General features: G+C 39.9%; 29 protein-coding genes. 14 read left to right on the top strand and 15 right to left on the bottom strand.

The window, feature by feature from the left end:
• Positions 1-24 precede the first annotated feature (24 nt).
• Positions 25-873, top strand: a complete 849-nt coding sequence (locus H6679_02540) for an SDR family NAD(P)-dependent oxidoreductase (protein ID MCB9493131.1) — start codon at positions 25-27, stop codon at positions 871-873.
• A gap of 1 nt (position 874) precedes the next feature.
• On the opposite strand, the gene arfB is transcribed toward H6679_02540, so the two are convergent.
• Positions 875-1,303, bottom strand: a complete 429-nt coding sequence (gene arfB, locus H6679_02535) for an aminoacyl-tRNA hydrolase (protein ID MCB9493130.1) — start codon at positions 1,301-1,303, stop codon at positions 875-877.
• Between the two features lie 99 nt (positions 1,304-1,402).
• On the opposite strand from arfB, the gene H6679_02530 reads away from it, so the two are divergent.
• The 7 genes from H6679_02530 (at position 1,403) to H6679_02500 (ending at position 5,781) form a co-directional block, all read left to right on the top strand.
• Positions 1,403-1,843 (top strand): NUDIX domain-containing protein, encoded by a 441-nt coding sequence (locus H6679_02530; protein ID MCB9493129.1) that lies wholly within the window; start codon positions 1,403-1,405, stop codon positions 1,841-1,843.
• A gap of 166 nt (positions 1,844-2,009) precedes the next feature.
• The gene (locus H6679_02525; GenBank protein ID MCB9493128.1) at positions 2,010-2,384 is read left to right on the top strand and encodes a TfoX/Sxy family protein; all 375 of its coding nucleotides are present in this window, start codon (positions 2,010-2,012) and stop codon (positions 2,382-2,384) included.
• A 14-nt stretch (positions 2,385-2,398) separates the two neighbouring features.
• Positions 2,399-3,328, top strand: a complete 930-nt coding sequence (locus H6679_02520) for a hypothetical protein (GenBank protein ID MCB9493127.1) — start codon at positions 2,399-2,401, stop codon at positions 3,326-3,328.
• A gap of 9 nt (positions 3,329-3,337) precedes the next feature.
• Entirely contained in the window at positions 3,338-3,997 is a 660-nt protein-coding gene (locus tag H6679_02515) for an alanyl-tRNA editing protein (GenBank protein MCB9493126.1), read from the top strand.
• A 224-nt stretch (positions 3,998-4,221) separates the two neighbouring features.
• Positions 4,222-4,695, top strand: a complete 474-nt coding sequence (locus H6679_02510) for a hypothetical protein (GenBank protein ID MCB9493125.1) — start codon at positions 4,222-4,224, stop codon at positions 4,693-4,695.
• A 240-nt stretch (positions 4,696-4,935) separates the two neighbouring features.
• Complete coding sequence (locus H6679_02505; protein MCB9493124.1) at positions 4,936-5,292, top strand: hypothetical protein; 357 nt, start codon at positions 4,936-4,938, stop codon at positions 5,290-5,292.
• On the top strand, positions 5,293-5,781 hold the full coding sequence (locus H6679_02500) for a M48 family metalloprotease (protein ID MCB9493123.1): 489 nt from the start codon (positions 5,293-5,295) through the stop codon (positions 5,779-5,781). It begins immediately after the preceding gene.
• A 15-nt stretch (positions 5,782-5,796) separates the two neighbouring features.
• Here the strand turns inward: H6679_02500 and cyaB are convergent, their stop codons facing one another.
• On the bottom strand, positions 5,797-6,459 hold the full coding sequence (gene cyaB / locus H6679_02495; GenBank protein ID MCB9493122.1) for a class IV adenylate cyclase: 663 nt from the start codon (positions 6,457-6,459) through the stop codon (positions 5,797-5,799).
• Between the two features lie 209 nt (positions 6,460-6,668).
• Between cyaB and H6679_02490 the strand changes: the two genes are divergently transcribed.
• The 5 genes from H6679_02490 (at position 6,669) to H6679_02470 (ending at position 10,135) form a co-directional block, all read left to right on the top strand.
• Positions 6,669-7,850, top strand: a complete 1,182-nt coding sequence (locus H6679_02490) for a hypothetical protein (protein ID MCB9493121.1) — start codon at positions 6,669-6,671, stop codon at positions 7,848-7,850.
• A 78-nt stretch (positions 7,851-7,928) separates the two neighbouring features.
• Positions 7,929-8,351, top strand: a complete 423-nt coding sequence (locus H6679_02485; protein MCB9493120.1) for an NUDIX domain-containing protein — start codon at positions 7,929-7,931, stop codon at positions 8,349-8,351.
• 11 nt (positions 8,352-8,362) lie between these two features.
• Entirely contained in the window at positions 8,363-8,842 is a 480-nt protein-coding gene (locus H6679_02480; GenBank protein MCB9493119.1) for a hypothetical protein, read from the top strand.
• 83 nt (positions 8,843-8,925) lie between these two features.
• Positions 8,926-9,504 carry a hypothetical protein gene (locus tag H6679_02475; protein MCB9493118.1) on the top strand — a complete coding sequence of 193 codons (579 nt, stop codon included), beginning with the start codon at positions 8,926-8,928 and terminating at the stop codon, positions 9,502-9,504.
• 31 nt (positions 9,505-9,535) lie between these two features.
• Positions 9,536-10,135, top strand: coding sequence for a hypothetical protein (locus H6679_02470; GenBank protein ID MCB9493117.1), 600 nt, complete (start codon positions 9,536-9,538; stop codon positions 10,133-10,135).
• Between the two features lie 39 nt (positions 10,136-10,174).
• On the opposite strand, the gene H6679_02465 is transcribed toward H6679_02470, so the two are convergent.
• The 6 genes from H6679_02465 to H6679_02440 form a co-directional block, all read right to left on the bottom strand.
• On the bottom strand, positions 10,175-11,032 hold the full coding sequence (locus tag H6679_02465) for a methyltransferase domain-containing protein (protein ID MCB9493116.1): 858 nt from the start codon (positions 11,030-11,032) through the stop codon (positions 10,175-10,177).
• A gap of 74 nt (positions 11,033-11,106) precedes the next feature.
• Positions 11,107-11,973: a methyltransferase domain-containing protein gene (locus H6679_02460; GenBank protein ID MCB9493115.1), complete on the bottom strand. Its 867-nt coding sequence runs from the start codon at positions 11,971-11,973 to the stop codon at positions 11,107-11,109.
• A 23-nt stretch (positions 11,974-11,996) separates the two neighbouring features.
• The gene (locus H6679_02455) at positions 11,997-12,860 is read right to left on the bottom strand and encodes a methyltransferase domain-containing protein (protein ID MCB9493114.1); all 864 of its coding nucleotides are present in this window, start codon (positions 12,858-12,860) and stop codon (positions 11,997-11,999) included.
• A gap of 122 nt (positions 12,861-12,982) precedes the next feature.
• On the bottom strand, positions 12,983-14,944 hold the full coding sequence (gene metG, locus H6679_02450; protein MCB9493113.1) for a methionine--tRNA ligase: 1,962 nt from the start codon (positions 14,942-14,944) through the stop codon (positions 12,983-12,985).
• Positions 14,931-16,178 carry a signal peptidase I gene (gene lepB / locus H6679_02445; GenBank protein MCB9493112.1) on the bottom strand — a complete coding sequence of 416 codons (1,248 nt, stop codon included), beginning with the start codon at positions 16,176-16,178 and terminating at the stop codon, positions 14,931-14,933. The genes metG and lepB (H6679_02445) overlap by 14 nt, the downstream gene beginning before the upstream one ends.
• 18 nt (positions 16,179-16,196) lie before the next feature.
• Positions 16,197-17,501, bottom strand: a complete 1,305-nt coding sequence (locus H6679_02440) for an APC family permease (protein MCB9493111.1) — start codon at positions 17,499-17,501, stop codon at positions 16,197-16,199.
• 481 nt (positions 17,502-17,982) lie between these two features.
• Here H6679_02440 and H6679_02435 point away from each other — a divergent pair, with 481 nt between their 5' ends.
• On the top strand, positions 17,983-19,116 hold the full coding sequence (locus H6679_02435) for an NUDIX hydrolase (protein ID MCB9493110.1): 1,134 nt from the start codon (positions 17,983-17,985) through the stop codon (positions 19,114-19,116).
• A 74-nt stretch (positions 19,117-19,190) separates the two neighbouring features.
• Here the strand turns inward: H6679_02435 and lepB (H6679_02430) are convergent, their stop codons facing one another.
• The 7 genes from lepB (H6679_02430) to H6679_02400 all read right to left on the bottom strand — a co-directional run bounded on the left by lepB (H6679_02430) (position 19,191) and on the right by H6679_02400 (position 25,793).
• Positions 19,191-20,444: a signal peptidase I gene (gene lepB / locus H6679_02430; protein MCB9493109.1), complete on the bottom strand. Its 1,254-nt coding sequence runs from the start codon at positions 20,442-20,444 to the stop codon at positions 19,191-19,193.
• Positions 20,445-20,468: 24 nt separating this feature from the next.
• A complete protein-coding gene (locus tag H6679_02425; GenBank protein ID MCB9493108.1) occupies positions 20,469-21,578 on the bottom strand; it encodes an extracellular solute-binding protein in 1,110 nt (369 codons plus the stop codon).
• Positions 21,571-22,275, bottom strand: coding sequence for an ABC transporter permease (locus H6679_02420; protein MCB9493107.1), 705 nt, complete (start codon positions 22,273-22,275; stop codon positions 21,571-21,573). Before H6679_02420 ends, H6679_02425 begins: the two co-directional genes overlap by 8 nt.
• A 102-nt stretch (positions 22,276-22,377) precedes the next feature.
• Positions 22,378-23,262 (bottom strand): ABC transporter permease, encoded by an 885-nt coding sequence (locus H6679_02415; GenBank protein ID MCB9493106.1) that lies wholly within the window; start codon positions 23,260-23,262, stop codon positions 22,378-22,380.
• Positions 23,262-24,353, bottom strand: coding sequence for an ABC transporter ATP-binding protein (locus tag H6679_02410; GenBank protein ID MCB9493105.1), 1,092 nt, complete (start codon positions 24,351-24,353; stop codon positions 23,262-23,264). Before H6679_02410 ends, H6679_02415 begins: the two co-directional genes overlap by 1 nt.
• 27 nt (positions 24,354-24,380) lie before the next feature.
• Positions 24,381-25,067 (bottom strand): hypothetical protein, encoded by a 687-nt coding sequence (locus tag H6679_02405; protein ID MCB9493104.1) that lies wholly within the window; start codon positions 25,065-25,067, stop codon positions 24,381-24,383.
• 108 nt (positions 25,068-25,175) lie between these two features.
• Positions 25,176-25,793, bottom strand: coding sequence for a PASTA domain-containing protein (locus H6679_02400; protein MCB9493103.1), 618 nt, complete (start codon positions 25,791-25,793; stop codon positions 25,176-25,178).
• Between the last annotated feature and the right edge of the window lie 40 nt (positions 25,794-25,833).

The raw sequence follows: 25,833 nt of genomic DNA, 5'->3' as shown, positions 1-25,833 counted from the left end.
TTATACAAAATGCGTAAGGCTCACATGTTCTTTTTAATTCTTTCAATTATTTTGATCAATCTTTTTAATCAAACTACTGTTTTGCCAATGGAGGACTCAAAAGACAAGTACGAATCAGCTGCCTATCACAAAAGGGCTATAGTTGTTGGGGCAACATCAGGCATGGGACGACAAGTTGCAAAAAAACTTGCAACCGAAGAAGGTTATGAGGTTGGCATTACCGGAAGACGCCTCAATTTACTCGAGTCACTCAAGCAAGAAATTGGAGAAAAAGCACACATAAAACAAGTTGATGTAACCAAGCCAGATGAAGCGAAAAGAGCAATTCGAGAATTAATTGAGGAACTGGGTGGCCTGGATTTGTTTATCGTCAGCGTCAGCGCTGCAAATGATAATGTGAATGAAACTAACAACCACGAAGCCAACCTACTAAGACTCAATGTTGATTTACTGGGTTTTTGGCATATGGCCGATCTAGCATTTGAATATTTTAAAACACAAGGGCACGGTCACCTAGTTGGCCTGTCGTCTATGTCTGGACTAGTAGGTGAGGCATCAAGTCCGGTTTATAGTGGATGTAAGGCTTTTATACAACGATACTTGGAGGGGTGTTACAACTACATTCAACAGAATAACTTATCAAACATTTATGTCACTGACATTGTCCCTGGTTGGGTTGAGATAGAGGCTGAAGATGTTCATAAAATACCCAACGCTTATTGGGTTGAGACAACTCAAGATGCTGCAAATGAAATTATTGAAGCCATCAAAGAAAAGAAACAACGAGCCTACATCACCAAACGCTGGGAATTTATTGCATTTCTATACCAAGTATGTCCAACATGGCTTTATAACAAAATTGGAGGTTTTTGATCTACTCGAAATCTTTTTTACTTCTCATTTTTTTTACATCGCTACGTCGCTTTTTTTCCTCAAGTCGTGCTTGCTTTACTGCTTTTGGCACCCGTGTTTTCATCCGCTTTTTGGGTACATAAAGTGCTTTACGCACCTCTGTTGCTAGTTTTGTTAGCGCATTTTGCAAATTCTGCTGTTGACTGCGCGTTGTACTATCACGTACAACCAAGTAGCCGTCTTCTGTTAGCTTTGCTTGCAAGTTGCCTAATACCCGTTCTTTTTGGCCTTGATTAAGCACCTGAGTATTTTCAACGTTCCAATGAAGCGTCACCTTGGTGTCAGCTTTATTAACATGTTGCCCGCCCGGGCCACCCGCTCTGCTGGTTGTCACCTCAATTTCATGTGCAGGAATCACAATTCCATTTTTTACTGCAACATCATTTTTCATCGCAACCTCTCCTTCACAAATACTCTGGAACAGAGTAGCATGAAGTTTGATTTACACTAAACTGTTTTCATAGCTTAATAAACACTGCAAAGAATAATCATGCAAAACAAAATAAAAAATCGCTTAGCAGCATACGCTCTTGCACTCATCCGTAACGGCAACAAAATACTATTAATCAAACGCTCTGACTCAGCGTCATTTCGCCCAGGGCACTACTCCATGGTTGGAGGACTTCTAGAAAAAAATGAGCCATTTCGCCAAGCGTTAGCCAGAGAAATTAACGAAGAAATAGGCATTACCGCCAAACAAGAAGACTTACATTTTATTCACATGTTTCATCGCAACGGAACTGACCATGAACTTGTTGCAGCCGTCTTTGAATGCACAAACTGGACCGGTGAACCATTCAACAAAGAGCCAAATAAACACAGCGAAGTTGCTTGGTTTGATTTAGAAAATTTACCGACATTGATGATCCCAGCACACCGTAATGCAATAAAACTCATTATGCAAAAGCAGTTTTATTCTGAACAACCATAAGATTATATTTAGTCGTACTAATCCCCAACTGGTCGTTATTTCACGATGAGAATAACCCTGAGAGCAACTTGAAATAAGCTGCTAAATGAGATAACATTTGTCATAAAAGTAAGCTTCACTCTTTTTTTAACATCCACTAGCCAAAATAAACCTCACACAGGCTTCTATGAAAAAAATAACTACCTCCAGCATAGATAACGACTATGTCGCATATGTCTTAGATCTTCTTGCTCCTCTTCAAAACGTAACAGCAAAAAAAATGTTTGGCGGTTATGGTATTTACAAAGATGACACTTTTTTTGCTCTCATCGCTTATGATACTTTGTACTTTAAAGTAAACGACACAACTCGTATCGACTACGAAAATCATGAGTCATTTCCCTTTACTTACGATGGAAAAAACGGTCAGGTCTCACTTCACTACTGGTCTGTACCTGCAAGCATTCTTGAGAATGAAGAAGCATTAATAGACTGGGCAAACAAAGCTATTCAGGTTGCTCTTGAGGCAAAAAAAGCTAAGGTTGGCAAACGCAAAAAATAGGATACTAACATAATATGAAACAAAAAATGTACCCACTTCGACTTACACTCGCACTTCTGGCTTTGCCAATGAATTATATATATGGAACAGAAACCAAAACAATACCCAAGTTAGAACAAATTTGTCGCGACACAATACTCGCTTGTCATATCGATTACTCTGAGTTAGCAGAATGCATTGCTCAACCAATCGCTGATCAACAAAAAAGGCTAGATTTGGAATTAGTACGTTTGTGCCATTTGACCTTCAGCGAACCCGCTCAAATAAACCAACTACTTAGCCATGGAGCGGATCCAAATATCGAAAGCTTACACGACCTTTTACTTGAATCGCCTCTTGAAACCGTGACCATTCGGGCAAGTAATAATAACTATGACTACAATCGTTTGTATGGTGATGGAACTAGGCGAGAAGTTTTAATTGCAAAACTTTTAATACAATATGGCGCAAAATTTACTCCACGCTGCCTATTTTGTGCAGTCAGCAGTGAAAATAAAGAAATGGTCGAATTACTGCACAAAAACTATTTTCCAGATTACAAAGAAGAATGGCATCGTAATGCTGATGGAACCTGGAGATGTGCATCGGTCTTGCAGAATACGAACGCTTGGCTAGAACTTACCGAAGCAGGAAAGAATATATTCCATTGTGCTGCTCTATTTGCATTTGATAATGATTTTACGAAGTGGTTGTTTAAAACGTATGGAAAAAGAAAATTTCTCTATGCTCGCAATCAAAACGGTAAAACCCCATTAGATATACTGTCAAATCGTGGACCACAAGCAAAGCGTATTGCAGATGAGTGCGCTTCTTGTATTAGCTTTGGGCTATTCCCTGGGACATATGAGCATGCAACAAACAAAGCAACCCAAACACTACAATGGCTTCAAAGAACTGAATTGGGTGATACTGTAAGGCATAACTGGCACCAACTATTTCGATAGGAAAAAACCATGCGTAAAGTCTTTTGGGATAATCCATATCAATGCACACTCAATACTACCGTTAGATCTGTAAATGACAGCGAAGTCCTTTTTGAAGAAACTATCGCATACTCATTTGCTGGCGGACAAGAAAGCGATAAAGCTACCGTTAACAATATTCCCATCTTGAACTCACGACGCGAAGGCAATCTTATTTATTATACACTGCCAGAAAACCATGGACTCAAACTAGGAGATCTAGTCATAATGACCATTGACTGGCCGCGTAGAAACCGGTTGATGCGACTGCATTTTGCAGCCGAACTCGTGTTAGAGCTTGTCACACAACAATTTGGCTTTGAAAAAATTGGGGCACACATAGCCGAAGATAAAGCACGTATTGACTTTATATGCCCTGAAAATATTTCATCCACTTTTGACTACATTCTCGAACAATATAATGCAATTATTAAGGCAGATAAATCAATCGAAAAAGGCTACTCCAATGTTGCCAATCAACGACGTTTTTGGAAAATCGATGGTTTTGCACAAGTCCCATGTGGTGGGACACATGTAAAATCAACTACAGAAGTTGGTTTTATCACCCTAAAAAGAGACCGTCGCGGTAAAAATATCGAACGAATTGAGATTCGCCTCATTGACGACAACCCTACGGGTAAACCTGCCTAACACGGGCGTTACTACGAGCATCTCAGTAAACAAACGTCCCATAAAAACAATAAAAAGACATCTCTTTAACCCACTTTCTCTTCCCTGCAAATATCTCCATAATCACGATTCAGCCGATGCTATTGTAAAAAAAATATATCCCATTTGAAATTTATAACAGATGTGATAGAATAGTAGTAGATGGAGAAAGTAATAAAAAATGGTCACATACATGGAGGTTTACGATGAAAAATAGTACAAAACTCTTATTATTCAGCATTTTTAGCATATCACTCACGCTTTTTGGCGCAGAAAATGATCCTATTTTGGACCAATCAACAGAGCTCAACTCAAGCGATGAACCCGTTTTTGAACAGCCATCTGAGCTGTCAATCATGGAACAAGCAACTCAGATAATTGGCGAAGACGATGGGCAGGACAGTCTGGATGACTTGTTTTTTGAGCGACCAACTGAATTGTCAATTATGGAGGAGCCGACTCAAATAATTGATGAAAGCCTCAACCAGGATCAGGATAGTTTGGAAAGATTACTCGACCAAACAACTCAAATAATCGATAATGAATCTGATCAAGCCCCTCTGGAATACGAAGAAGTAATTGCTGATTTTCAGCGAAAGAGAATACCCGTTCCTAATATCAGTCCCATCAAACCTAACCCGGATCTTTCTAAAAAAAGAAAACGTGATGGTGAAAATTAAGCCTACTTTTAGAAAAGTAAAAACCGAATTATTCAAGAACAGTAATCAATAAGATGAAGGGCCACTTTTTTTGTGGCCCTCATTTCTTCACAACCATTTTCAAATTAAACCTGCTAAACATTTGCCACATACTCACAAAAAGGACATACCTACCAGTTGCGCTCCCAAATGATTATGATAGCCTGACAGTTCAGACTTTATGCAAAACAATACTTTTGTTCATTGGGGGAACATAATAAAATGCAAACAAGCAATAAATCACCACAAGTGCAAGCAATTTTTGATATTGAGACGCTCATACAAGCAGCGCATGAACTTAACGAACTTGAAAAACATCTCATACAAAATTGGTCAACAATGCATACCACGCTTTATAATCTGCTCGATGGTATTATGAAGCAACACCTTGCCTCACTCTCATGCACAGCAAAACCGGACATCTTCATTATCTTTGCGGGAATCCAAAACCATCAAGCTGAAGCGCAGCTCATGGTCAACGGAGCTACACGCATCATCATTGGTGCGCAATTTATGAGGGAAACAATCCTGAAAGTCTCCGCGCCAAACCATTCAGCACTTGTACAACAGTTTAACTGAATACTTGCTCACGAAGTTGGACACCTACACGACAACCGCTTCCAAATACTTGCCAAGACACATTACCCCACGCTCATGCTTGACATGACCGCCCGCTTCTCACTCTTTTATGCAGTTGCACGATTCTTTCTGGTGACAGGCTTCCTAGAGCCTCGAATCCTTATAATCCCTGCAGGAGTGCTCACTTATTTCTCTCTCAAACATATCCTACTTGCAGCTTACTTCAGGCATTTAGAGTACCGAGCTGATAGATTCTCTTTGCAATGCTTTGATGATCTTAACCTGCCAAACGTTCACCATGTTATGAGCAATATTACCAAAAATATTACCTCTGAAATAAACACCATGTGCAAAGCACCAAGCAATGCTTCTTTTTCTTCACGACTGAGTTCTTGGTTCATGAAAACAAGTCTGCTTTTTTCAACATTCAGAAGGCATCCGGCAGTAGCAAAAAGAATTAAGCGCTTACAGGCTCTCTCAAAACAGTAGTCAAACAATTGAGTCCTACAAAATAACTTCGTGACTAAAGTCGTAGCCTGGGTTTTTAAACATATGTATGTAACTACGCTCAAACTGCTTAATTGACTTGAGCCCTACAGACTTAAGAAATAATTTAATTTTGGCAAGCCCCTCAGCCGCATCTTGACAGCCATTCTTAAGCTCAACCTCAAAAAACCTGCCTAATCCCTCAACATCGTCAATTATCACCTCAAAGTCACTGTATTTGTAGATTTGGCGATCTTTTTTGACAAGAATTTTTTCGGTATAGCCAAGCTTTTCAAAAATCAAAATCGTTTCTTGGGGATCTTCAATCAATGTTTCATGCTCATCTTTTGAAAGAGTGTGTCCTGTAACTGGATCAACATTGCCCTTTTTCATACACAACCATGAGCCAGAATCAGTTTCTCGTACACGCAGTGCAGTCAATGCATCAATATACCCGTATTTACTCTCTTCAAAGAACGATTCATCTGGATTGTTTAAATAATTTTCAATCTGCTTTTGCTGTTCATACAACTCGTTGTTACACTCCAGCCATACAACAAACAATGCTTCATCTTTCTTGGAAAGCTGAAATTTAATTTCTATTTCTTTTGCAGCTTCAACTACACTCAAACCTAATCCTAAAGTCAACAAAATTACACCGATGAACACAGACTTTTTCATTACATACCTTTCTTTTCTCTTCAAACTTTCTATCCAACACCACTCATTTTAAAGCGCTTTCCTACTCAGAACAATGCAAAAATTGTCTTTTTAAAACATTTCTTGCACTCATGCCAATTATCGTTATAATCGCAATCCAATTTTTTACTAAAATAGAGATAATTAAAATATAAGCAGGCAAGCATTTAAAAAATAAATAACAGGAATCTATGAAACTTTATATAAAATTTGTCTTCATAATCACTTTCGGATATTCAATGCAACTTTTTTGTGCAGAACGAGGAGAATCTTCGTATCTTGATCAAACAACTGTGTTGAATACGAGCAGCCAAAATGAGCTATCTTTTCTTGAACAAACAACAGAGGTTAATGACTCATCATTTCTCGACAAAGCAACGCTACTTGCAGATGCCTCAGATCAGAGCACCATAGCAAATGAGTCTGACACGCTCGATGGCACAACAGTTTTGACAGGCTGCTCAATCGAACTAGGAACCCCACCTGGATATGAGAAAGTTGACACGAATGTGGGCTCAATGTATCTACCCCTACTTTCAATAAGCCCAATCAAAACAAAGGGTACAGCCAATAACAAGGAGAACCAACTCAAAGATCCAACGAATCCTTGTAAGAATGGAGAAAAAAGAAAAAGAGCTCCTCTATCACCGATCAAACAATCGTCCCCTTTAAAAAAATCTCGTACTGTCACCTTTAACCAACTTGATACAACAGAGCCACAACCAAGTTCAAACGTTGTTATAAACGAAGATTTAATTCACACAACACCCAATAGAAAAGGCGATTGGTATGAACACCAACTAGTAAAACAAGCGCTACAAAGCGGCTGTAATCCAGCTCTCTATTTGGCGCCATTTCTTCAGCAAGTCAAGGAACTTTACCAAGCAATAAAACAAAATAATGCTGAAACAATAAAAAAAAGTAATATCACGCCACTCTACGACCACGAAAAACGCAAAAACAAGCAAGGCCAAACTCTTAAGCAAATGCTTAATAACTGCTGCCATAAAAGTTTTCTTTCATTAGAAACTCAAGGCTTGTTTACCACGTATACTGATAGCCCAGTTGTTTTCGCCATGAAGCAAGAAAACATAGATCTTGACACCATCGAACTCCTCACAAATAAACTCACAGACCAAGAACAACAAACATTGCTCAAGTCCCTAGCTTATGAAAGAGATTTTCAATTGACGCCCTCAATAAAATTTATACTTTCTTCTATTTTTGAAAGACACAAAGATGCTTTGGGAAAATATGAGAGTTCCTCAATTTTCAATGCTCTGTTCATTCAAAGGCTTATTTTTATCAAAGACATGACTCAGAAGATGAACAAAGCTAATTTTTTTTGCAATCAACCACTTCTCTTTTCTTGACCACATAACTACTTTCAGACTAAGCTTTGCCAAAGTAGCATACAAAAACAATAAATCCTCAAAGCAAAGATCGTAGTCATGACTCACCATAACCAAAATATCGCCGTTGGCGTTGCCGTATTTATCGTAAAAGACGGCAAGGTACTGCTTGGCAAGCGCCTGAATTCTCATGGTCATGAAACATGGTCTCCCCCTGGCGGTCATTTAGAAAATCGTGAAACAATTGAAGACTGTGCTCGTCGAGAAGTAAAAGAAGAAACGGGTCTAGAAATCAAAAACATCCGTCTGGGAACATATACCAATAATATCTTCCCAGACGAAAACAGACACTCAATAACACTCTACGTTACTGCCGATTATATTTCCGGAACCGAAAAAATTATGGAACCCGACAAATGTGAAGAGTGGCGTTGGGTTGCATGGAAACCTGATGATTTTCCACAACCACTTTTTTTCCCCATCCAAGAACTGCTCAAACAAAACTATAGTCCCATCCGCTAAAAGGAGGAAATATGGAGAGTTTTCATTATCGTTTTTATCAGGTATTTTTAATCACGTTAATCACGCTTTACCTGATTCCAACAATGCTATTTACACTTTTTTCATTGCTTTCTTTATACCAGATGGCATCAATCCAAACCATGACGTTTGATAATAACGCACTTTGGGAAGCTCAAGCGCTCAACTATGTATTTCCTCTACAGGTTTTTCCCGGCATTTCAGGTGTTATTTTTGCAACACTTGTCATCTATGCTGCTATTTTACTAAAGGCCGCAGCAACCATCTACTGCATCTACTTCCTGTATAATGTTTTTCTCAACTATCAACAGAAACACATCAATAATATTTTAATCGCCCTTACACTCGCGCTATTACCCGCAATGCTTTTACTTTTGGCAAACTTTCTCCCCTTTCTTGCGCTTGGTGTATATATAATCCTTCTTTTTGAGCTAAAAAAAATCAGTCTGTTTATTGAGCAGACACTCGGCTGAATGGTAGAATCTTGACAGACGGTTAAACTCTTCTTTACGTTCTTATCTTAGGAAGATAGCTTTTTTCATAAGAAAGGAAACGTATGCTCAGTATACATGCAAAGTTTTATAAACCATTTTTGATAGTGAGTCTTACTGTGCATCTTGCAGCTTCAGCCATACTCGCACTGCGCGATGTTAGAATGCCTGATTTTGAACTCCCTTTCACCTCGCTATTGACTCATGAAGCACTAAAAAATATAACAAGTTTTACCAGCGTAGACAGTGAGGACCAGGTAACACAAGAAGATGTTGAGCCCACAGCCACTAGTAGACTCTTCACGCAAGGTATCAACATACTCAGTATAATTGTTTGGTTCGGTATGCTTTTACTTACATTTGCTGCAGGATGCTATCTAGTTTGCTGCCTTTACCAAATGTTGACAACAAGCGGGAGTTTAATATGCGCGGGAAAACGCCTACTTTTAGCGTGTATCCCACTATTGCTTCTCCTAGCACCTCGATACGTACTAACAATACTACCTATTCCATATCCAAAGTTGTACGCGAGTATTTTCAAACTCATTATCTCAGGAGCTCTGCTCATCTGGCTTGACAGCCTTACAAGTTATGTAGACTGCTGCTATGGCTCGATTATGATGTGTAAAAAAAACCACCCTTAATCAAATCGTTATAAAATAAGGAGCTATGCTTATGAATAGTGTACACTGTCGATTTTACAAAGCATTTCTAACCATCAGCATCATAGTACATCTTATTGCCTTTGGCATGCTTATGCTACGCGATGTCAAAATGCCAGGTTATGATCTACCATTTGAAGGAATATTAAGCTCTGACGCTATTCCAAGCCCAACAACATTTTTTGATCAAATTGGTGGAGGCGTGGTTGGTGGAGTTGCTGCACAAGCAGTAGAGGGAGCCGCTCAAGTAACCATGTTCAATGCTATCATTGACAAAACACTCGGCCTGCTTGGCATGGTTGTTTGGTTTGGTATGCTTTTGTTGATGATCATGGCAGTATGTTACTTACTCTATTGTGTCTATCTTACATTCACAACAAGATGCAGCCCACTCTGCATTGTAAAACGCCTTGTATGGGCGACAGTCCCATTACTCATCATGACTGCTCCCTGCTTTGTTGTAGGTATGCTTAACCTTGCAACACCAAAACTGTATTCTACTATTATTAGACTTGCAGCATCAATTCTCATGTTTGTCATGATACAGCCACTAACAAGTTGCATTGACTGTTGTTTCGGCATGAGTAAAAACAATAAAAATACAGCTCAATAAATTTTACAGCAAATAGCGAGAGGAGCATAGTTCCTCTCGCTATTTTTTAGCTTTAGCAATAATCAATGGCATAAAGTATTCAAGCTTACCATCTTCTCTTTTTGTAAGATCTTCAAAACGCTGTACGACATCAGTCAAATACCTGTCTAAATCTTTAGCAGAAAGTAATGCAACAACGGGAAATCCTCCAGCCCAACCACTAATCCACTCTTTAAACTCTTGAGCAGACTCAAATACTCTTTGCTCCAAGGTTTGTTCAACATCTATGACACTAAACCCCGCCACCTGAAGCATTATTTCAAACTCACTTTTTTCACGAGGAAAATAAGCCCCAAAAATATTCGCATCAGGAAATTGCTTTTTCCATTTTTCAGACCGTGCAACTTCGCAAAAAGCTTTTCGTATAGGGTGAGCAGGGTCAACCATTCCCGATGTACGTACTACTAGATCTCCTCCAGGCATAAGACTTTTATACACTGCATGTAATGCTTTCTGTTGATCTTGGATCCAATGAAATACCGCAAACGAAACGACCAAGTCAAACTCACTATCAAAAGAAAGCTCTTCTGCACTACATACTTCAAATATAAGATTTTTAATACTTGCATGTTCTTGACGGGCAAACTCAATCATTGACGAGCATAAATCAACCCCTAGCGCTGAGCCCTGCCCAATGCATTGGGCAATATGGGCAATCGTCCTACCAGTTCCACAGCCAACATCAAGTACTCTTTTAAACCTGGACAAATCAACACCCTCGAGAATTTTAAGTGACCGAGCATGCTGACGTAATGAGTTAGGATGATACATATCACCACACCATTCTTGCCCTCGAACAGAATTGTGAGGTAACAACAAAAAGACCAACGGCAAAAAGATAACAGCTATTTTTTTCATAGCAACTCCATAAAAAATGGCCCCATGTCACATAACATAGGGCCACCTGAACACAAATACTAACTTACCGCTTATTACTTCTTTGTTGCGGTAATCCGAACGGCTGGAACCGTGTAAACAAATGATCCATCACCTTTTTTAATCCCAAGAGCCTTGAGCTGCTCATCGTATGCAATAAAAATTGCAGCCAACAAAGCATCTCTCATCGCTCCTGGCAACTTTGAAAACGACTCAGCCTGCCCAACAAACCCTTTAAACCAAGCCGCAAAATCATTGAGCGAATCAAAAGGAACTTCTTGAACGTATTGTTCACACTCATTAACTTCACAATCAGCTTCTACCAAGAGTATATTAAGCCTTTCAGGATTAATATAGTTAGCAAGCTTAGAAGGCTCAAACTCAGCAAGCACACCCTTCCACTCAGCAGATTGCTTAACAACATTAAATGCTTTGACCAAGGGATGCTCATCGCCATAGTAGCATGCCCCTTTAATCTGCAATAATCCACCAGGCTTAAGGTTTCGAGCCATTCCTTGTAATGCTGCTTTATGATCTGGAAAATATTGGAGTGAGGCATGACAAAACACTAAGTCAAATTGCTCTGCAGCACTCACTTCGCAAGATTTTTCAATAGCTGCATGAACAAAGGCAAGATTTTTGGCACAATGCATTGCTTGACAAAAATCGATATATTCCTTCGATCGGTCAATACCTACAACAAAACTTTCTGGTGCTTGATGTGCAATCCATGTGACGGTCTTACCTGAACGACACTCAACTTCAAGAATATTTTTATACTGACTTAAGTCACCCAGTTTTTGCAAAGCATCCTGTGCACTTTTTTTTTGATGGTCAGAATTTTTATAGTGATACTCCGGGTCAGCACCACAAACGCTCGCAAATACTACTAAACTCAGTAATAGTCCACTAAAGAACTTCATACTTTCTCCTCATAAGAACTAGACTACTTCTTTACCGCTAAAACAATTAACGATGGAATCTCATAAAGTATTTGACCATTCGCATCACTCTTGATCTTCGTTGCCAAGCGATTGCAAATATCATCAAGCAAAGAAATCTTATCGCTTAACGGAATCAAAGTCAGTAATTCTATTTTTTCAAGAATAACACTCAAAAACGATTTGAAAGCATCAACAGAGGGAAAAGGAACTGACATAACACTTTCTTGAGTACTTTCAACTTTAAAGCCTAATTCATCTAACAAGTTTACAAACTCATCTTGTCTGACTGGGTTATACAAATCTCTTGCCTTTTTGCCGCTAAAAAGATGTTGCCAACACTCCATTTGCATGACCTCATTAAAAGACTGCACAAGTGGATGATCATCACCCAAATAACATGAAGCATTCATATAAAACACGCCGCCAGGCTTGAGAGCCTTTGCAACTACCTCCAATGCCTGCCTATGATCAGCAAACCAATGCCATGCGCCAAATGAATATACCAAATCAACAGTTGCAGCAGAAACGTCATGCTCAGTTGAGTTTGAAAGAAAGGTATAACCCTCTAGATTGCCACATTTCTTTCTCGCTTCTTCAATATTTTCTTTTGACTTATCCAATGCTCTAATACTTGATGCCCCAAACTTTTGCATAGCATATACAGCAAGATCGCCCGAATCACATCCAACCTCCATAAGATTCTCGAACTTATCATGCCCTAAGCTGTGCAGTGCGTCCAAAAACTGCTTACTCGCTACAAGTTTTTTTTGAGCAGTCACCTGACGATACATTTCCCGTTGATGTTCAGCTGCAAAAGCATTACCCCAAAGCAGCACCATCGAAAATAACGCAACAATAATCCTCACGTCCTCTCCTTTTTTAAAGAAAAGTTATATGATTTACTTCCAAAAGGATCTTTGCATAACACAAAATCTAAAAACAATAAAAAAGAGCCCCACAGATGTAGGGCTCTTTAAATTCAATATACTTAACTAACAAGAGAACCGTCAGAAGCTGCTTCACCCACGGTTAGTAATCGAAGCGATCCGTCTTCGTTTTTGGCAAAAAGCATCATACCCTGAGACTCTTCACCCATCATTTTACGCGGTGCAAGGTTTGCAACGACCGTACCCTGCTTTCCGATAAGCTGTTCTGGGGTAAAGTCTTTTGCAATGCCAGAAAATATCTGACGCATACCATGTTTTCCCAAGTCAACTTGAAGCTTGTAAAGCTTGTCTGAACCCTTAACAGGTTCACAAGCTTTAATAGTACCTACAATCATCTTAACTTTGATAAAGTCGTGAATGGTAATCTGATCAGGCGTTTCAACCTTCTTCACTTCTTTTTCTTTAGATGTTTTTTTGTCTTCTTGCTTATCCTGAGCCAGCTCGGGAATTTCAGGTCTTGTGAAAAGAGGACTATCCATTTTTTGCAAGGTAAAGGTCATTTTCCACTCGTTGGCACGAGCTTGTGCTTCATAATTACTACCAATATCAAATGTATGACCTAGAGCTGCAAGTAACTCTTCCATTTTATTTGGCATAACAGGCCAAAGCAATGATCCAACGGTATACAAACTGTGACACACTGCAGAAATAATCTCAACAAAAAGTTCTTTATTTTCTTTAGCTAATTTCCACGGCTCCTGAGCATGAAAGAATGCATTAACCTCAGAGATGAATTTCCACATTTGAGCAAGTGCAATATGATAATGATATTTATCCATTTCTTCGCTGTAAAAACTCACCATCTCTTTGCACTTTTTACGTAATGCAGCAGCTTCTGGTTCAAACACTTCAGGAGCAACAATTTCGTTCATCTTGTTGTTTCGAGCAAGTACAAGCGTTCTGTTAAGCAAGTTACCCAAGTTATTTGCAAGATCACCAGAAATACGTTCTTCAAGTTCTTTCAGTGTAAATTGACCATCGTGAGAAATTGGCATTTGACGCATGAGGTAGTAACGAACAGGCTCTACACCACACCACTCGGCAAGCTGCCCAGGGTCAACCATACCGCCGCGAGACTTGGACATTTTGTCCTGCCCCATCAAAATAAAACCGTGTACAAGCAGTTTTTTTGGTAATGGCACACCGGCTGCCATCAAAAATGCTGGCCAGTAAACCGCATGAAACCTAACAATATCTTTTGCCATTACGTGTACGTCGGCAGGCCACCAGTGCTCAAAGCTTTCTTTGCTCTTTTTATCACTTTGGCCATACCCAATGGCGGTAATATAGTTATTGAGAGCGTCACCCCATACATATACCGTGTGTTCAGAGTCACCAGGAAATGGAATTCCCCAACTTACACTCTTTCGCGAAATGCTCAAATCTTTCAAGCCTGATTTTACAAACGAAAGAACTTCTTGCATACGCTCTTGCGGCGTAATGAAGTTTGGGTTTTTTTCATAAAATTCAAGTAACTGGTCTTGATAAGCTGAAAGTCTAAAAAAGTAACTTTCTTCTGCAATTTCATCAAGCACTCGTTTGTGAATTGGACAAACTGACTTACCTTCTTCATTCTGTTCTGAATCGTGCGAGGCAACAATGAAGTTTTCACATGGCACACAGTAAAGCCCTGTATACGTTGATTTATAGATATCACCCTGCTTGTGTAACTGTTTTATCCAGTTAACAACGGCTTTCTCGTGGTACTCGTCAGTCGTTCTAATGAACTTGTTGTATTCGATACCATATTGTTTCCATACCTTCTCAAATCCAGGAATCATCGAATCACAAAAAGCTTTGGGATCCATGCCCACTTCTTCAGCTTTCTCCTGAATTTTTTGGCCGTGCTCGTCGGTTCCGGTCAAGAAAAAAACATCTTCTGTTTTTAGCTTGTGCCAGCGTGCTGCAACATCTGCAAGCAATGTCGAATACAACGTACCGAGGTGCGGTTTTGAGTTAACGTAGTAAATTGGTGTTGTAATGTAAAATTTATTCTTTTTCATGAAGATCTTTTCTTCCGTTGTAATGTGTTAAACCTTTGAAAAATCTGTTCCAACGGACATGTTTTGCCCAAAAATCAATTGGATGCTTAATCAAATCAAACAACCAGAATGCCTCTTCACTATCAATTGAGTAAATCACAAAACTTGCTCGTCCATGCACCAAACCTTGGTCTAGCAAGCCCCAGTAGCGACTATCTCTACTATTTTTTCGGCTATCTCCCATAACCCAATACTTACCCTTAGGAATGGTGATTGGGCCGAAGACATCGCGGTTAAACTCTTGTATTTTAAAGCCAGCAGTTAAAACTTTTTCATACATCGGTGTAAATGGCTGAACAAGTTTTGGATTTTGGCCACCAGACTCATAAACAACTTCATACGGTTCTACGTAGTAATATGGTTGCTGATCAAAAGGCCTTGATGGATCATATGTATACTGCACTTCTTTGTAGGTGCTGGCCAAAAAACTCGGTAACGGCAACGGGCCAACCCAGGCAGGATTAATCAGTCCTGGATTCTTTTTAAGCCTGATCAATGGCAGCGTGTTGACATAAGGCTCACTCAGTCGTTGCCCATTCAAATACACAACAGTTTTGCCATCTTCATCCATCTTCCCTTCAACCGTATCACCTGGCACACCAATAACACGCTTAACCCAGTTATCTGGACCAACACCAAGACCAAGCAGTGGTATTGGAAACCCTATATATTTTTGCCAGTAGTAGTTGAAAGAATTTGAACGATCAAATCTGAACTCAGGGTTATCAAAAATGACCAGCTCGCCGCGTTTGACTTCGTCCAAGTAGTAGGCAACCTTATTGCCCCAAATTCGATCTCCTACCAAAATATTTGGTTCTGCCGACCCTGTTGGCACATGGTACAACCCAAACAGAAAATTGCGTAAAATAAGCGCAAGAAATAGCGCTACAATGATTGCCTCGGTCCATTCTTGCCACCATGGCTTGGTCAGAATAACCAGTTTCTTATACGTTTTTTTCAAATCAATTCGAACTGCTTTAACATCACTAATCCGCTCTGGATGATCCGCTAGGTCCTGACACCATAAACGCAAATTCTTCACTGCGGTATTTGCCTGTTCTAACAGCGCCTGACCCTGCTCAAACTCTTTCGTACGTCCTTTGCTTCCAAAGCGCTCAACCACCTCTTCAAAAAATGATTTTTTCGATCGATATTTTGCAACAAGCTTCTGGCATACTTGAACTAATCTTTCCACGATACTGTCCTTTTAACCTTATGCATGTACATGACGGCTTTTTGCCACTTTATATAAAACAAGCCCAAGCACTACCCCAAGCATAACTGGAGATGCGTATACAAATCGCGTAAACACATCATCATGAATTTTGATCCAACTGTAATACATCAAAACACCGCACGATCCCATTGCAAGTAGTGAGCCCACAAATCCAACGTATGCTTTTTTCAACCATGACGTTCTCAAAACAGCTACGACATTGAGCAAGTACGTAGCACACAGGCCAAGGCTGGTCAATGCCATCAAGATTCCTAAATTAGAAACGAAAGCAACCAAAACAGTCAACACTGCAGCGTGCAACCAAACAAGCCTTACAGGCCTGTGGTGGCGATTCATTTTCACCAATGCATCTGATCCCGGAAGTAATTTTTTGTCCGCAAGCGTTTGCAAGTTAGTAACATTCATAAGCATGATGCCAAATAACGTGTTAATCATGCTAAACAGAATCGCAAAACCAACAAATGTTTGTAAAAAAGCTGTTATCGGACCAGAGAATTCAAAAAACTGTGGGAATTGAGATGTTCCATAATCTGCAAGACCAAAACCTCCCATCATGCTTACCAAGCCCAGATGAAAAGAAGTGTATAGGATCATAACAAGGGCAAATGCAGTAAAGATAACTTTTGATGCCTGTGCTTGCCCCCCTTCCATCAAATGAGTAATACTGCAACAAGCTTCTGTTCCAAACAATGCAAAAATAGCCACTGGAATTGTATAGCGGATACTCATGAGGTCTGGCGTGGCAATATTGATGGTTCCAATATTAGGGTGCAAAATAAACCAACCAATAACCATTAATAATGGGATTATTTTTAGTACTGTACCATAACTCTGTATCTTGCTGATCGTTTGCAAACCAATTAAATTAAGCAGCGAGAAAACAAGAATTAGACCTACACTCGTCAAAAAGCCGTAATCAGCAAAAAATGAGCATCCTTCAATTTTTGCAAGCTCATCCTTGACAACCACTACGAGTACAGCATCTGCAGCTATATAGCCAAGCACATACAACCAATGCGCCAAAAACCCGGCAGTCTCATTAATACCGCGAGTACAATATTGGTAAAAGCCACCCCCCTCGCCGGTGAATATTTTTGTCGAATAAGAGAAACTCCATACCAGGGGTAACAACAAAAGCCCAACAACGCCCCAGCCAAAAAAGCTTGCATCTTTAGATATTTCGGCCATTTTTTGAGAGCTAACATACACACCAGCACCGATGATAATATTCAAAGTCATTAAAACACCGCTCCAAAACGATATTTTTGTATGCGAAGACATAAGAAAACTCCTTATAAAAATAGAAAGAAAACAAGCCTACAATGCTGCTTGCATTGTAAACAAAAATAGCACTAAATACGAGTAACAAAAGTGTCGAGAGATATATCGGAAATTATGCGCCAAAGCGCATCATGAAAAGGTTTTGAAAAACCGTGCTTAGCAGAGAGAGGGACATGAGCACACAAATATAGCAGCTCAAACGCTTGGTTCTAGTCCATTTAGAAACATTCTTTTTGCCGACTTTACCTATTTGTCCCACGTTATAATCCTTCCCTAAAACCTGTAATATAACATTTTACCACTCAATCATGCCGTAAAATCGGGCTTTTTTCAAGGTTTTTTTGGTCGTTTTAAAGAATGGCAACGATACATGTAAGACGAACTCTGATTAAAAATATTAAATAATTGAAATTATTAATAAACTTGTGGCATATTTATGATAGTTAACCATAGGTCAAACCCATTTCCGAGAGAGGATATTATGTACTCCAAAAGATATTTGTTTCTAGTAGGTCTTTTACTGAGTACTTCAGGCCTTGCACACGCTGAAGTAACTTTCAATGCAAAGCTTGAAGAACTGGGACAAAAAAAGCTTGATGCTGCCAAAGCAAGTGCTGCAGAACGCGGCACATCATACGCCTACGACAAATTCCAAGAACTTCGCAACTTACTACTTGAATTCAAAAAAGGTCCAGTAAAACAATTTTTAGAGTCAATCGACCAAAATCAGCTATCTGAAGATCTTCAAAAGGAACTTGAACATGAATTTCCAGGCAAAACGATTGGACGCTATGATTGTTCATTTAACGATGTTATGCGTTACCTGGCAGTGCATCACCAATTCCGAGAAATTGCTGAAAAACTTACAGAACCCTTTCATTGGATGCTAACAACCCAAGAGGGTCCTTACACTGCGACTGATTTGCTTACTTTTTACATGAACCCAGCAACAGGCAAGGTTGAAGGCTTAATCATTATCGAACGTAAGGCAGATAAAAAATGGGCTCCAATTGGCGGCTTTACTCAATACTTTGAAACTGCAGTAGAAAGCGGTATTCGCGAAGCGGCAGAAGAAGTTGAGATTAGCGTTCCTGTTGAAAGTACCAAGTTAATTGGTGTCTATGACGATCCTCATCGTGATGCTCGCCAACATATCGTCTCATTCTGCTATGCGGGTATCACGTCAGACACTCCAAAAGAGACTGCTGAAGCTGGCCAGGTACGCATTGCAACGCTTGAAGAAATTGAAGCTATCCCTGATTCAGAATGGTTTGCAAAAGATCACAAACAAATGGCTATTGATGCTTACAAAAAATTCAATAAGCATGCTGGTAAAAAGATGATCAAAGGTTTTCTTTCTGTAAATCCTAACATTAAAAAGATTAGCGAAGATGCTGACTCAGAAGAAGAAAGTGATAAACCAAGACGTCATGACAGAGGTCGTGGTGGTCGCCGAGGCGGACGAATGGAAAAACAAAGCCGTAGAGGTGACAGAAGCGGTTCTCGTCGTGGTCGCGGTGGAGGACGAAGCAGTCGTAGTGGCGGTCGTAGCAAAGGTCGCGGTGGTAGATCACGCGATGCCAGAGCAAGCAGAAAAGGCCGTAGCTCAAGGTAATAAAAAAGCTTGGATTTATCTAAGCTCTCAACCTCAACAAAGTGGGGCTCGGGTTTTTTCCCAGCCCCGCTTTTTTATTCCTCAGTCTTTGAACCTTTCCATCTATTGTACGTCCACAACGGCTTAAAGAATCTATTCCATCGCACATGCTTGGTCCAAAAAGCAACCGGATGCTTGATCAAATCAAAAATCCAAAACGATTCCTCACTATCAACCGAGTACAAAACAAAACTCGCACGCCCATAAATCAAACTTCTATCTAGTAAGCCAAACCAACGGCTGTCTGCGCTATTCTTGCGACTGTCTCCCATAACCCAATATTTTCCTTCAGGAATAGTAATGGGTCCAAAGATATCACGATTAATGCGTTGAACGCTTCCCCATAGTAGCGCGCTACTCGATGTTGAAGTATTTGGCTGAATCAAAATGGGCATATTACTGCCAGGCTTTGTTTTTATTTCATCCTCTTCAACGCAATAGTAAGGCTGCTTATCATATGGACGAGTAATATCGTGCGTGTAACGAACAAGCTTTTCCTGCCTACGAATAAAATCTGGAACCTTAAAAAAAGGCACCCAGGACTGATCTATCAGGCCAGCTGTTTTTTTAAGTACAATCAGTGGATGCTGATTGACATACGGTTCTTTAAGCACTTCACCATTCAAATAAATAACGGGGTGATTGTTTTCATCAACTCTACCTTCAATGGTGTCTCCGGGGATGGCTATAACTCGTTTAACCATGTTTGGAACCTCTGGCCCCTCTGCTATCCCTAAAAATGGTACTGCTATACCAATATACCGCTGCCAGAGATACTTGAACTTACTTGACTTGTCATAGACAAATTCTGGGTTATCAAGCAAAACCAAATCGCCACGCTGCACGGGGTTAAAGTAATAGGCAGTCTTATTTCCCCAGATGCGGTCACCCACCAACAAATTTGGCTCAGCCGAACCGGAAGGAACATGATACAGACCAAAAACAAACATTTGTAAAATGATAATGATTGCAAGTGGGATAATTAACTCTTCAAGAAGCTCTTTCCAAAACGGCTTGGTTATAGCAACTAAGTCCCTGTAATTTTTCTTGAAAGATTTTAACAAGGCCTTGAACTCATCGACTCCTGCAAGATCATCCCGCTCTATGACCCGCTTAAGCTCACTAAGTCTTTCTTGTTCATTTCGTGCCTTGGCCAAAAGTTGTGATGCTTCTTGGTATAAGCGCTTAGATTTTTTGTTTTCAAACTCACGTATAACCTCTTCAAAGTACCCCTCTTTGTTCAAAAACAATCTCTTAATTTTTTCAAAGCGCGTTATAACTCGATTCATGCATCCTCACTTTTCTTAAATAATTTACGAGCCTCGCACTGCTAGCCAAATATCTTCGATAACTTCAAGCGGAACATACTGACTTATGGAATAAAGCCTATCGAGGGTCTGGTCATCTGGAGTAAGGTCTGGCCCCAGTAACTCGCGCTGATAACCATACGCTACTTGATTTGAAACGTAGTAGTTGTACGTCTCAGCATGAATACGGGCAATGTCTTCCGACAAAATAAAATCAATAAATTGATGTGCTTGTTCTGGAATTTTACATGTACGAGTAATCGCAAGACTTTCAAGAACCATAAGCCCACCCTGCTTAGGCACAACAAATTCAAAGCTTGTTGCGCCACCTGATATACGTTTGAGATAGACTGTCGGGAAAAGTGCTACCGGCACAACACCACTCAATAAAAAATGTGGCATATTTGATAAAGAGTAACTCTCAACCCATGCACGCTGTTTAATTAACAAATTCTGTATTTCATTTAAATTTTTATCACGCAAACCATCTACCCGTCCATACAACGACAGGGCCGTCATCATAAAGATTTCCCGCGGCTCATCGGGTATTGCAATCTTGTACGACTTCTTCACTATCCCTTTTTTGACTAGCTCTGCAGGGTTGGCATAAAGCAACTCGAAACCATCTATTAGATCTCGGTCAACAATAAGTTTGCGATCGAAAACAACACCATACACTAACCAACCAAGGGGAAGTGAATACGTGTTATGCGGATCAAAGTCTTTGCCAACAAGCAATTTATTCAGCTCTCTCATGCTAGGGATTTTTTCATGATCAAGCTTTGTCAGCATACCGTCCTTGATTAAAGGGTGCACCGTATAATCTGATGCCAAAACAACATCGTAACCCTCTCCGCCAGTAATTTTAAACTTTGCATAAAGCTCTTCATCTGATTCAAAAAATTTGACGTTAACCTTGACGCCCGTATGCCGTTCAAAAATCTTGATGGCCTGTGATGATATGCGATCAGGCAAAACATAAACATTCAGCGTAACATCTCTACGAAGAAAATCCTTAAGTACCGGAAAATAGAGAAATCCTGCAAGTATCGCAAAATATACCATTACTATAAAAAACTTACGCATTGCACTTACAAAAAAATTTCCACTATTCATACGTTATAACCTGGTCAATGACTTTAAGTGACGACAAAAGCAGAACCAACAAGCTACTAATCGCCAGAAACACCGCAGAGACAGCATTTATCGTTGGATCAATACTAATGTTAATCATAGAATACACATACACAGAAAGTGTTTGTACCTCAGGCCCACAACAGAAAAATGAAATCAAAAAATCATCCATCGATAGTGTAAAAACAAGTAAAGCGGAAGCAATCAAAGATGGCTTAAGAAGTGGTAGAACCACTTTACGAACCGTTTGAGGATACGTCGCACCCAAATCAAGCGAAGCTTCGGTAAGCATTGGATCAAGCTCAATAAACCGTGCGCGCACAATAGGTATAACAAAACCAAGCCCAAGTACCGTATGGCCGGTAATCAGACTACCATAACCAACAGGTATTTGAAAAAAGGTAAATATGCTTAAAACACTAATGGCCAAAATAAGCTCTGGTAGCAGGACATTTGCATAAAAAAAGTTAAACAATATCGATGATCGCCACCATTTACTTGCCATCACAAGACATGTTCCCAATACAACGCTGATCACCGTAGTAAAGCCGGCTACGATGAGTGACGCCTTAAGTGCATTCAAAATCTCAGGAGTATTGATTAACTTGCGATACCACCGAAGTGAAAACCCCACCCAGTGGACAGAGTCTGCCGAATCATTAAATGAAAAAAGCACCATAATCAAAATGGGCAAATACAAAAACAGATAAACAAAAGCTACATAAAAAGGATGTAAAAGCTTAAAAAAGCTTTTTTGAGGCTCAGTCATCATTTTTTTCTCCTACCGAGCTAGTGATGACTTTTTATTCAACAAGCGTATCAGTCGAAGCAAGAGATACAAAATTATCAGCGCTAAAATCATACAAGCAATTCCCATTGCAGCAACCGCAGAACCTGCACGCCAATTTCTAATACGCAGAAATTTGTCGACAATAACATTGCCCCACAGCAAATACTTTCCCCCGCCAAGCATTGCGGGAACGACAAATTCGCCAAATGCAGGGATAAATACTAGAAAAAGACCCGCATATACCCCAGGCAGCGATAATGGAAAAATAACGCGCCAAAAAGTTTGCATTCTATTTGCCCCCAAATCAGCTGAAACTTCTAGCAATCTCTTGTCCATTTTTTCAAGCACTGCATAGATGGGCAAAATCATAAATGGCAAAAAAAACGAAGTCATGCCAACTAAAACCGCAAAATAATTATTCAACAAGTGCAACGGCTGAGAAAAGATACCAATTTTATATAAAAAATAACTCAGCTGTCCATTCCTACCAAGGAAGAAAAACCAGGCGTATATTTGTACTACAATTGTTATCCATGAAGGTAGCAGTAACGAAAAGAGCAAAATTGGACTAAAGCGCTTAGGAATTTTCATGGCAAGAAAATAGGCAACAGGGTAGGCTACTAAAAGCGTTACCACCGATGTCGCGCATGCCAAAATAAATGACCGAACAATGATGCTAAAATAAAGCCAATTCAAAACCTGCCGGTAAAATTGAAAAGTAAAAGTAATAGTGTACGTGGTTGGATCAAAAAAAGAGAAACTATGAAGCATTAAAACAAATAGCGGCAAATATAAAAATAGTACCTGCCACATAAGTGCAGGGCATGCAAACAAAAATGGAGGTTCCTCGACAAAAATATTTGTCAAAAATTTCATTAGTGCTCCAACAAAACAATATTCTCTTTTTGAAAGTAGAGATTTACCTCATCATCATAGTCAATTGTTTCGTGCGGGAAGTGTTCCTCATTCTGTTCAAATACAATCAGCAGACTACCATTTTTCAGCTTAACACGGTACTGAGTAGAACGACCATGGTACACACGGTCAACCACAATGCCTTTCAGGTGATTTGAAAAGCCTGCAATCTCTTTTTTGCTAATCAATATTTTTTCAGGACGAATACTCATGTATAAACGACATCCAGGAATCATCCAAGGTTTCTGAGCAGAAAAATAAACTTTAAACATGCCAATGCCTTCAACCTCGAGCAATTGCTCGTTGTATTCGAGTCTAAACACACCTTCAATGATATTCGTACTACCCACAAATGTCGCTACAAAGCGTGATGCTGGGAATTCATAAATTTCTTTGGGCGTGCCAATTTGCTCAATACGCCCATTAACATTCATGATCGTCATACGATCAGTTACTGTCAATGCTTCAAATTGGTCATGCGTCACATAAACAAAAGTTGTTTGCAATTTTTCTTGCAATTCACTCAACTCGATCAGCATCTGCTCTTTAAGCTTAAGATCAAGCGCTGCGAGCGGTTCATCAAGCAACAGGACGTCTGGTTGGCTAATAATGGCCCGTGCAATCGCAACACGTTGCTGCTGCCCTCCAGACAGGTTTCGCGGATGCTTTTGCTCAAATCCACTTAGCCTGACCATCTTAAGCGCTTCACGAACACGATTGCTAATTTCTTTTTCTGTAACATTTTTGATTCGTAGAGCATACGCAACATTTTCAGCAACTGTTAAGTGAGGAAATAGCGCATATTGCTGAAAAACAGTATTAATACGACGCTTGTAAATCGGCTGATGAGTGATGTCGTCATCACCTAAAAAAATTTTTCCCGAGTCAACGGTTTCAAGGCCTGCAATGAGACGAAGCAAACTTGTTTTACCACACCCGCTAGGTCCTAGCAATGCAAAAAACTGCCCCGCTGGAATCTCCAAACTGAGATTATCAAGAACTAACTCACCATCATAGGACTTAGATACATTTTCAACTCTAATACATCTCATCCAAGCTCACCTCTTAAAAACCCTAGCTTAAGACTTAAAAGAACGTTTTGCCTTAGAAACAATGGCAGGAACAACGATATCTGCAAGTGTACACGGAATAAGAACAGCACCGATTAAAAACAAGAAGACAAATGCCATTCTATCCCACCATTGATAGAAACCAAAGCTAACAAGGTAACACATTGATGCCATAGAACTGACAAAAATATGCACAAAATGAAACCCAACAGAATAAACAAGCTGATGATTCTTGGAATGATTACTCATCACAATACCATTTATAATCCCTACAAACAAAAACGGTAGTACCGTTTGTAATTCACTGATAAAACACCAATGAAAATGCATGTCAAGGTTGATGAGCTTGCCCCCAAGGTACGGCATAATCGCATCTGACACTGTACAAAAAAATGCCGGAATCAAGAAGCCAAAGAGAACATCTAACACTATATTTTTTGAGAATCGCCTTAACGCTAAAACCGTTCCGGTTGCTGCAAATAACAAGTGTAGAAAGTGAAAATTGTGGAACAATCGATGCGTGAATGTTATGTACGAATTAAGCTGATCATCAGTTGTATATGCCAGCAAGCTAAGCGCTATCATAGCGAATGCTACTGAAAAAATTGCATACGGGAAATGGCAGATTATTTCGTCCAATACACCATGATGATGCTCTAAAAGTTGATCGTGATGATTATGCCCGTGATTACTCATGTACTAAGTCCTCAAAATTGTTACTAAAAATAGCCACATACACCTCTTTAACATGTAAAAAGAGAGAACTTCAATAATAATTCATTCTTGTACAAAGTCAAAAGCTTTTCACACTATTTTCTTGATTTGCAACTGCATAAATGCCCCCTTGCTACGGTCAACTACTGAGCCAGGCAGAGGAAATTGTTCTAAAACCACACACTCATGACACTCATGCTGTTGCTCAACAGGCTCTGTATGCACCTTTTCAAATTGCACACCAAAACTGCGCAGGCTTGCTGCAACACGTTCTATCTCCATACCACGTACATCCGGCACAATGTGCATTGGGGCGGTGCCCACTGACAAACAGACGGCCATTTTCTTTTCCTGCAGCGACATACCTGGCAAGGGATATTGCGCAATACAGGTACCATTGGGATACTTACTCTGAACATGGATAACTTTAAGTGAAACATCATTTTTCCGAGTGTATGAGCGTATTTGCTTGTATTCTTGCCCCCAAAAATCGGGCACCTGCTCAAAGCTTGGTCGTTTTGATACGGTCAAAAATATGTCCTGATTGACACGAGAGGCTAACGATGGTCGTGGCACCTGATCAAGAACTGTTCCCTCTGGCAAAACACTATCTTCACGTTCAGCGGCTAAGCGAAGACCTAAGCGACTCTTTTGGGCCAAAAGTAGAGCGTGATAGATATTCTTGCCTATCACGTTGGGCGTACGCACCTCTTGTCGCTGAAAGTAAAAATAGGAAGCTGTATAGCCG

The organism is Campylobacterota bacterium (assembly GCA_020633995.1).
GTDB lineage: Bacteria > Babelota > Babeliae > Babelales > RVW-14 > JACKCO01.
The sequence above is the reverse complement of the archived record's forward strand: the minus strand, read 5'-3'. Positions and strand labels throughout refer to the sequence as shown.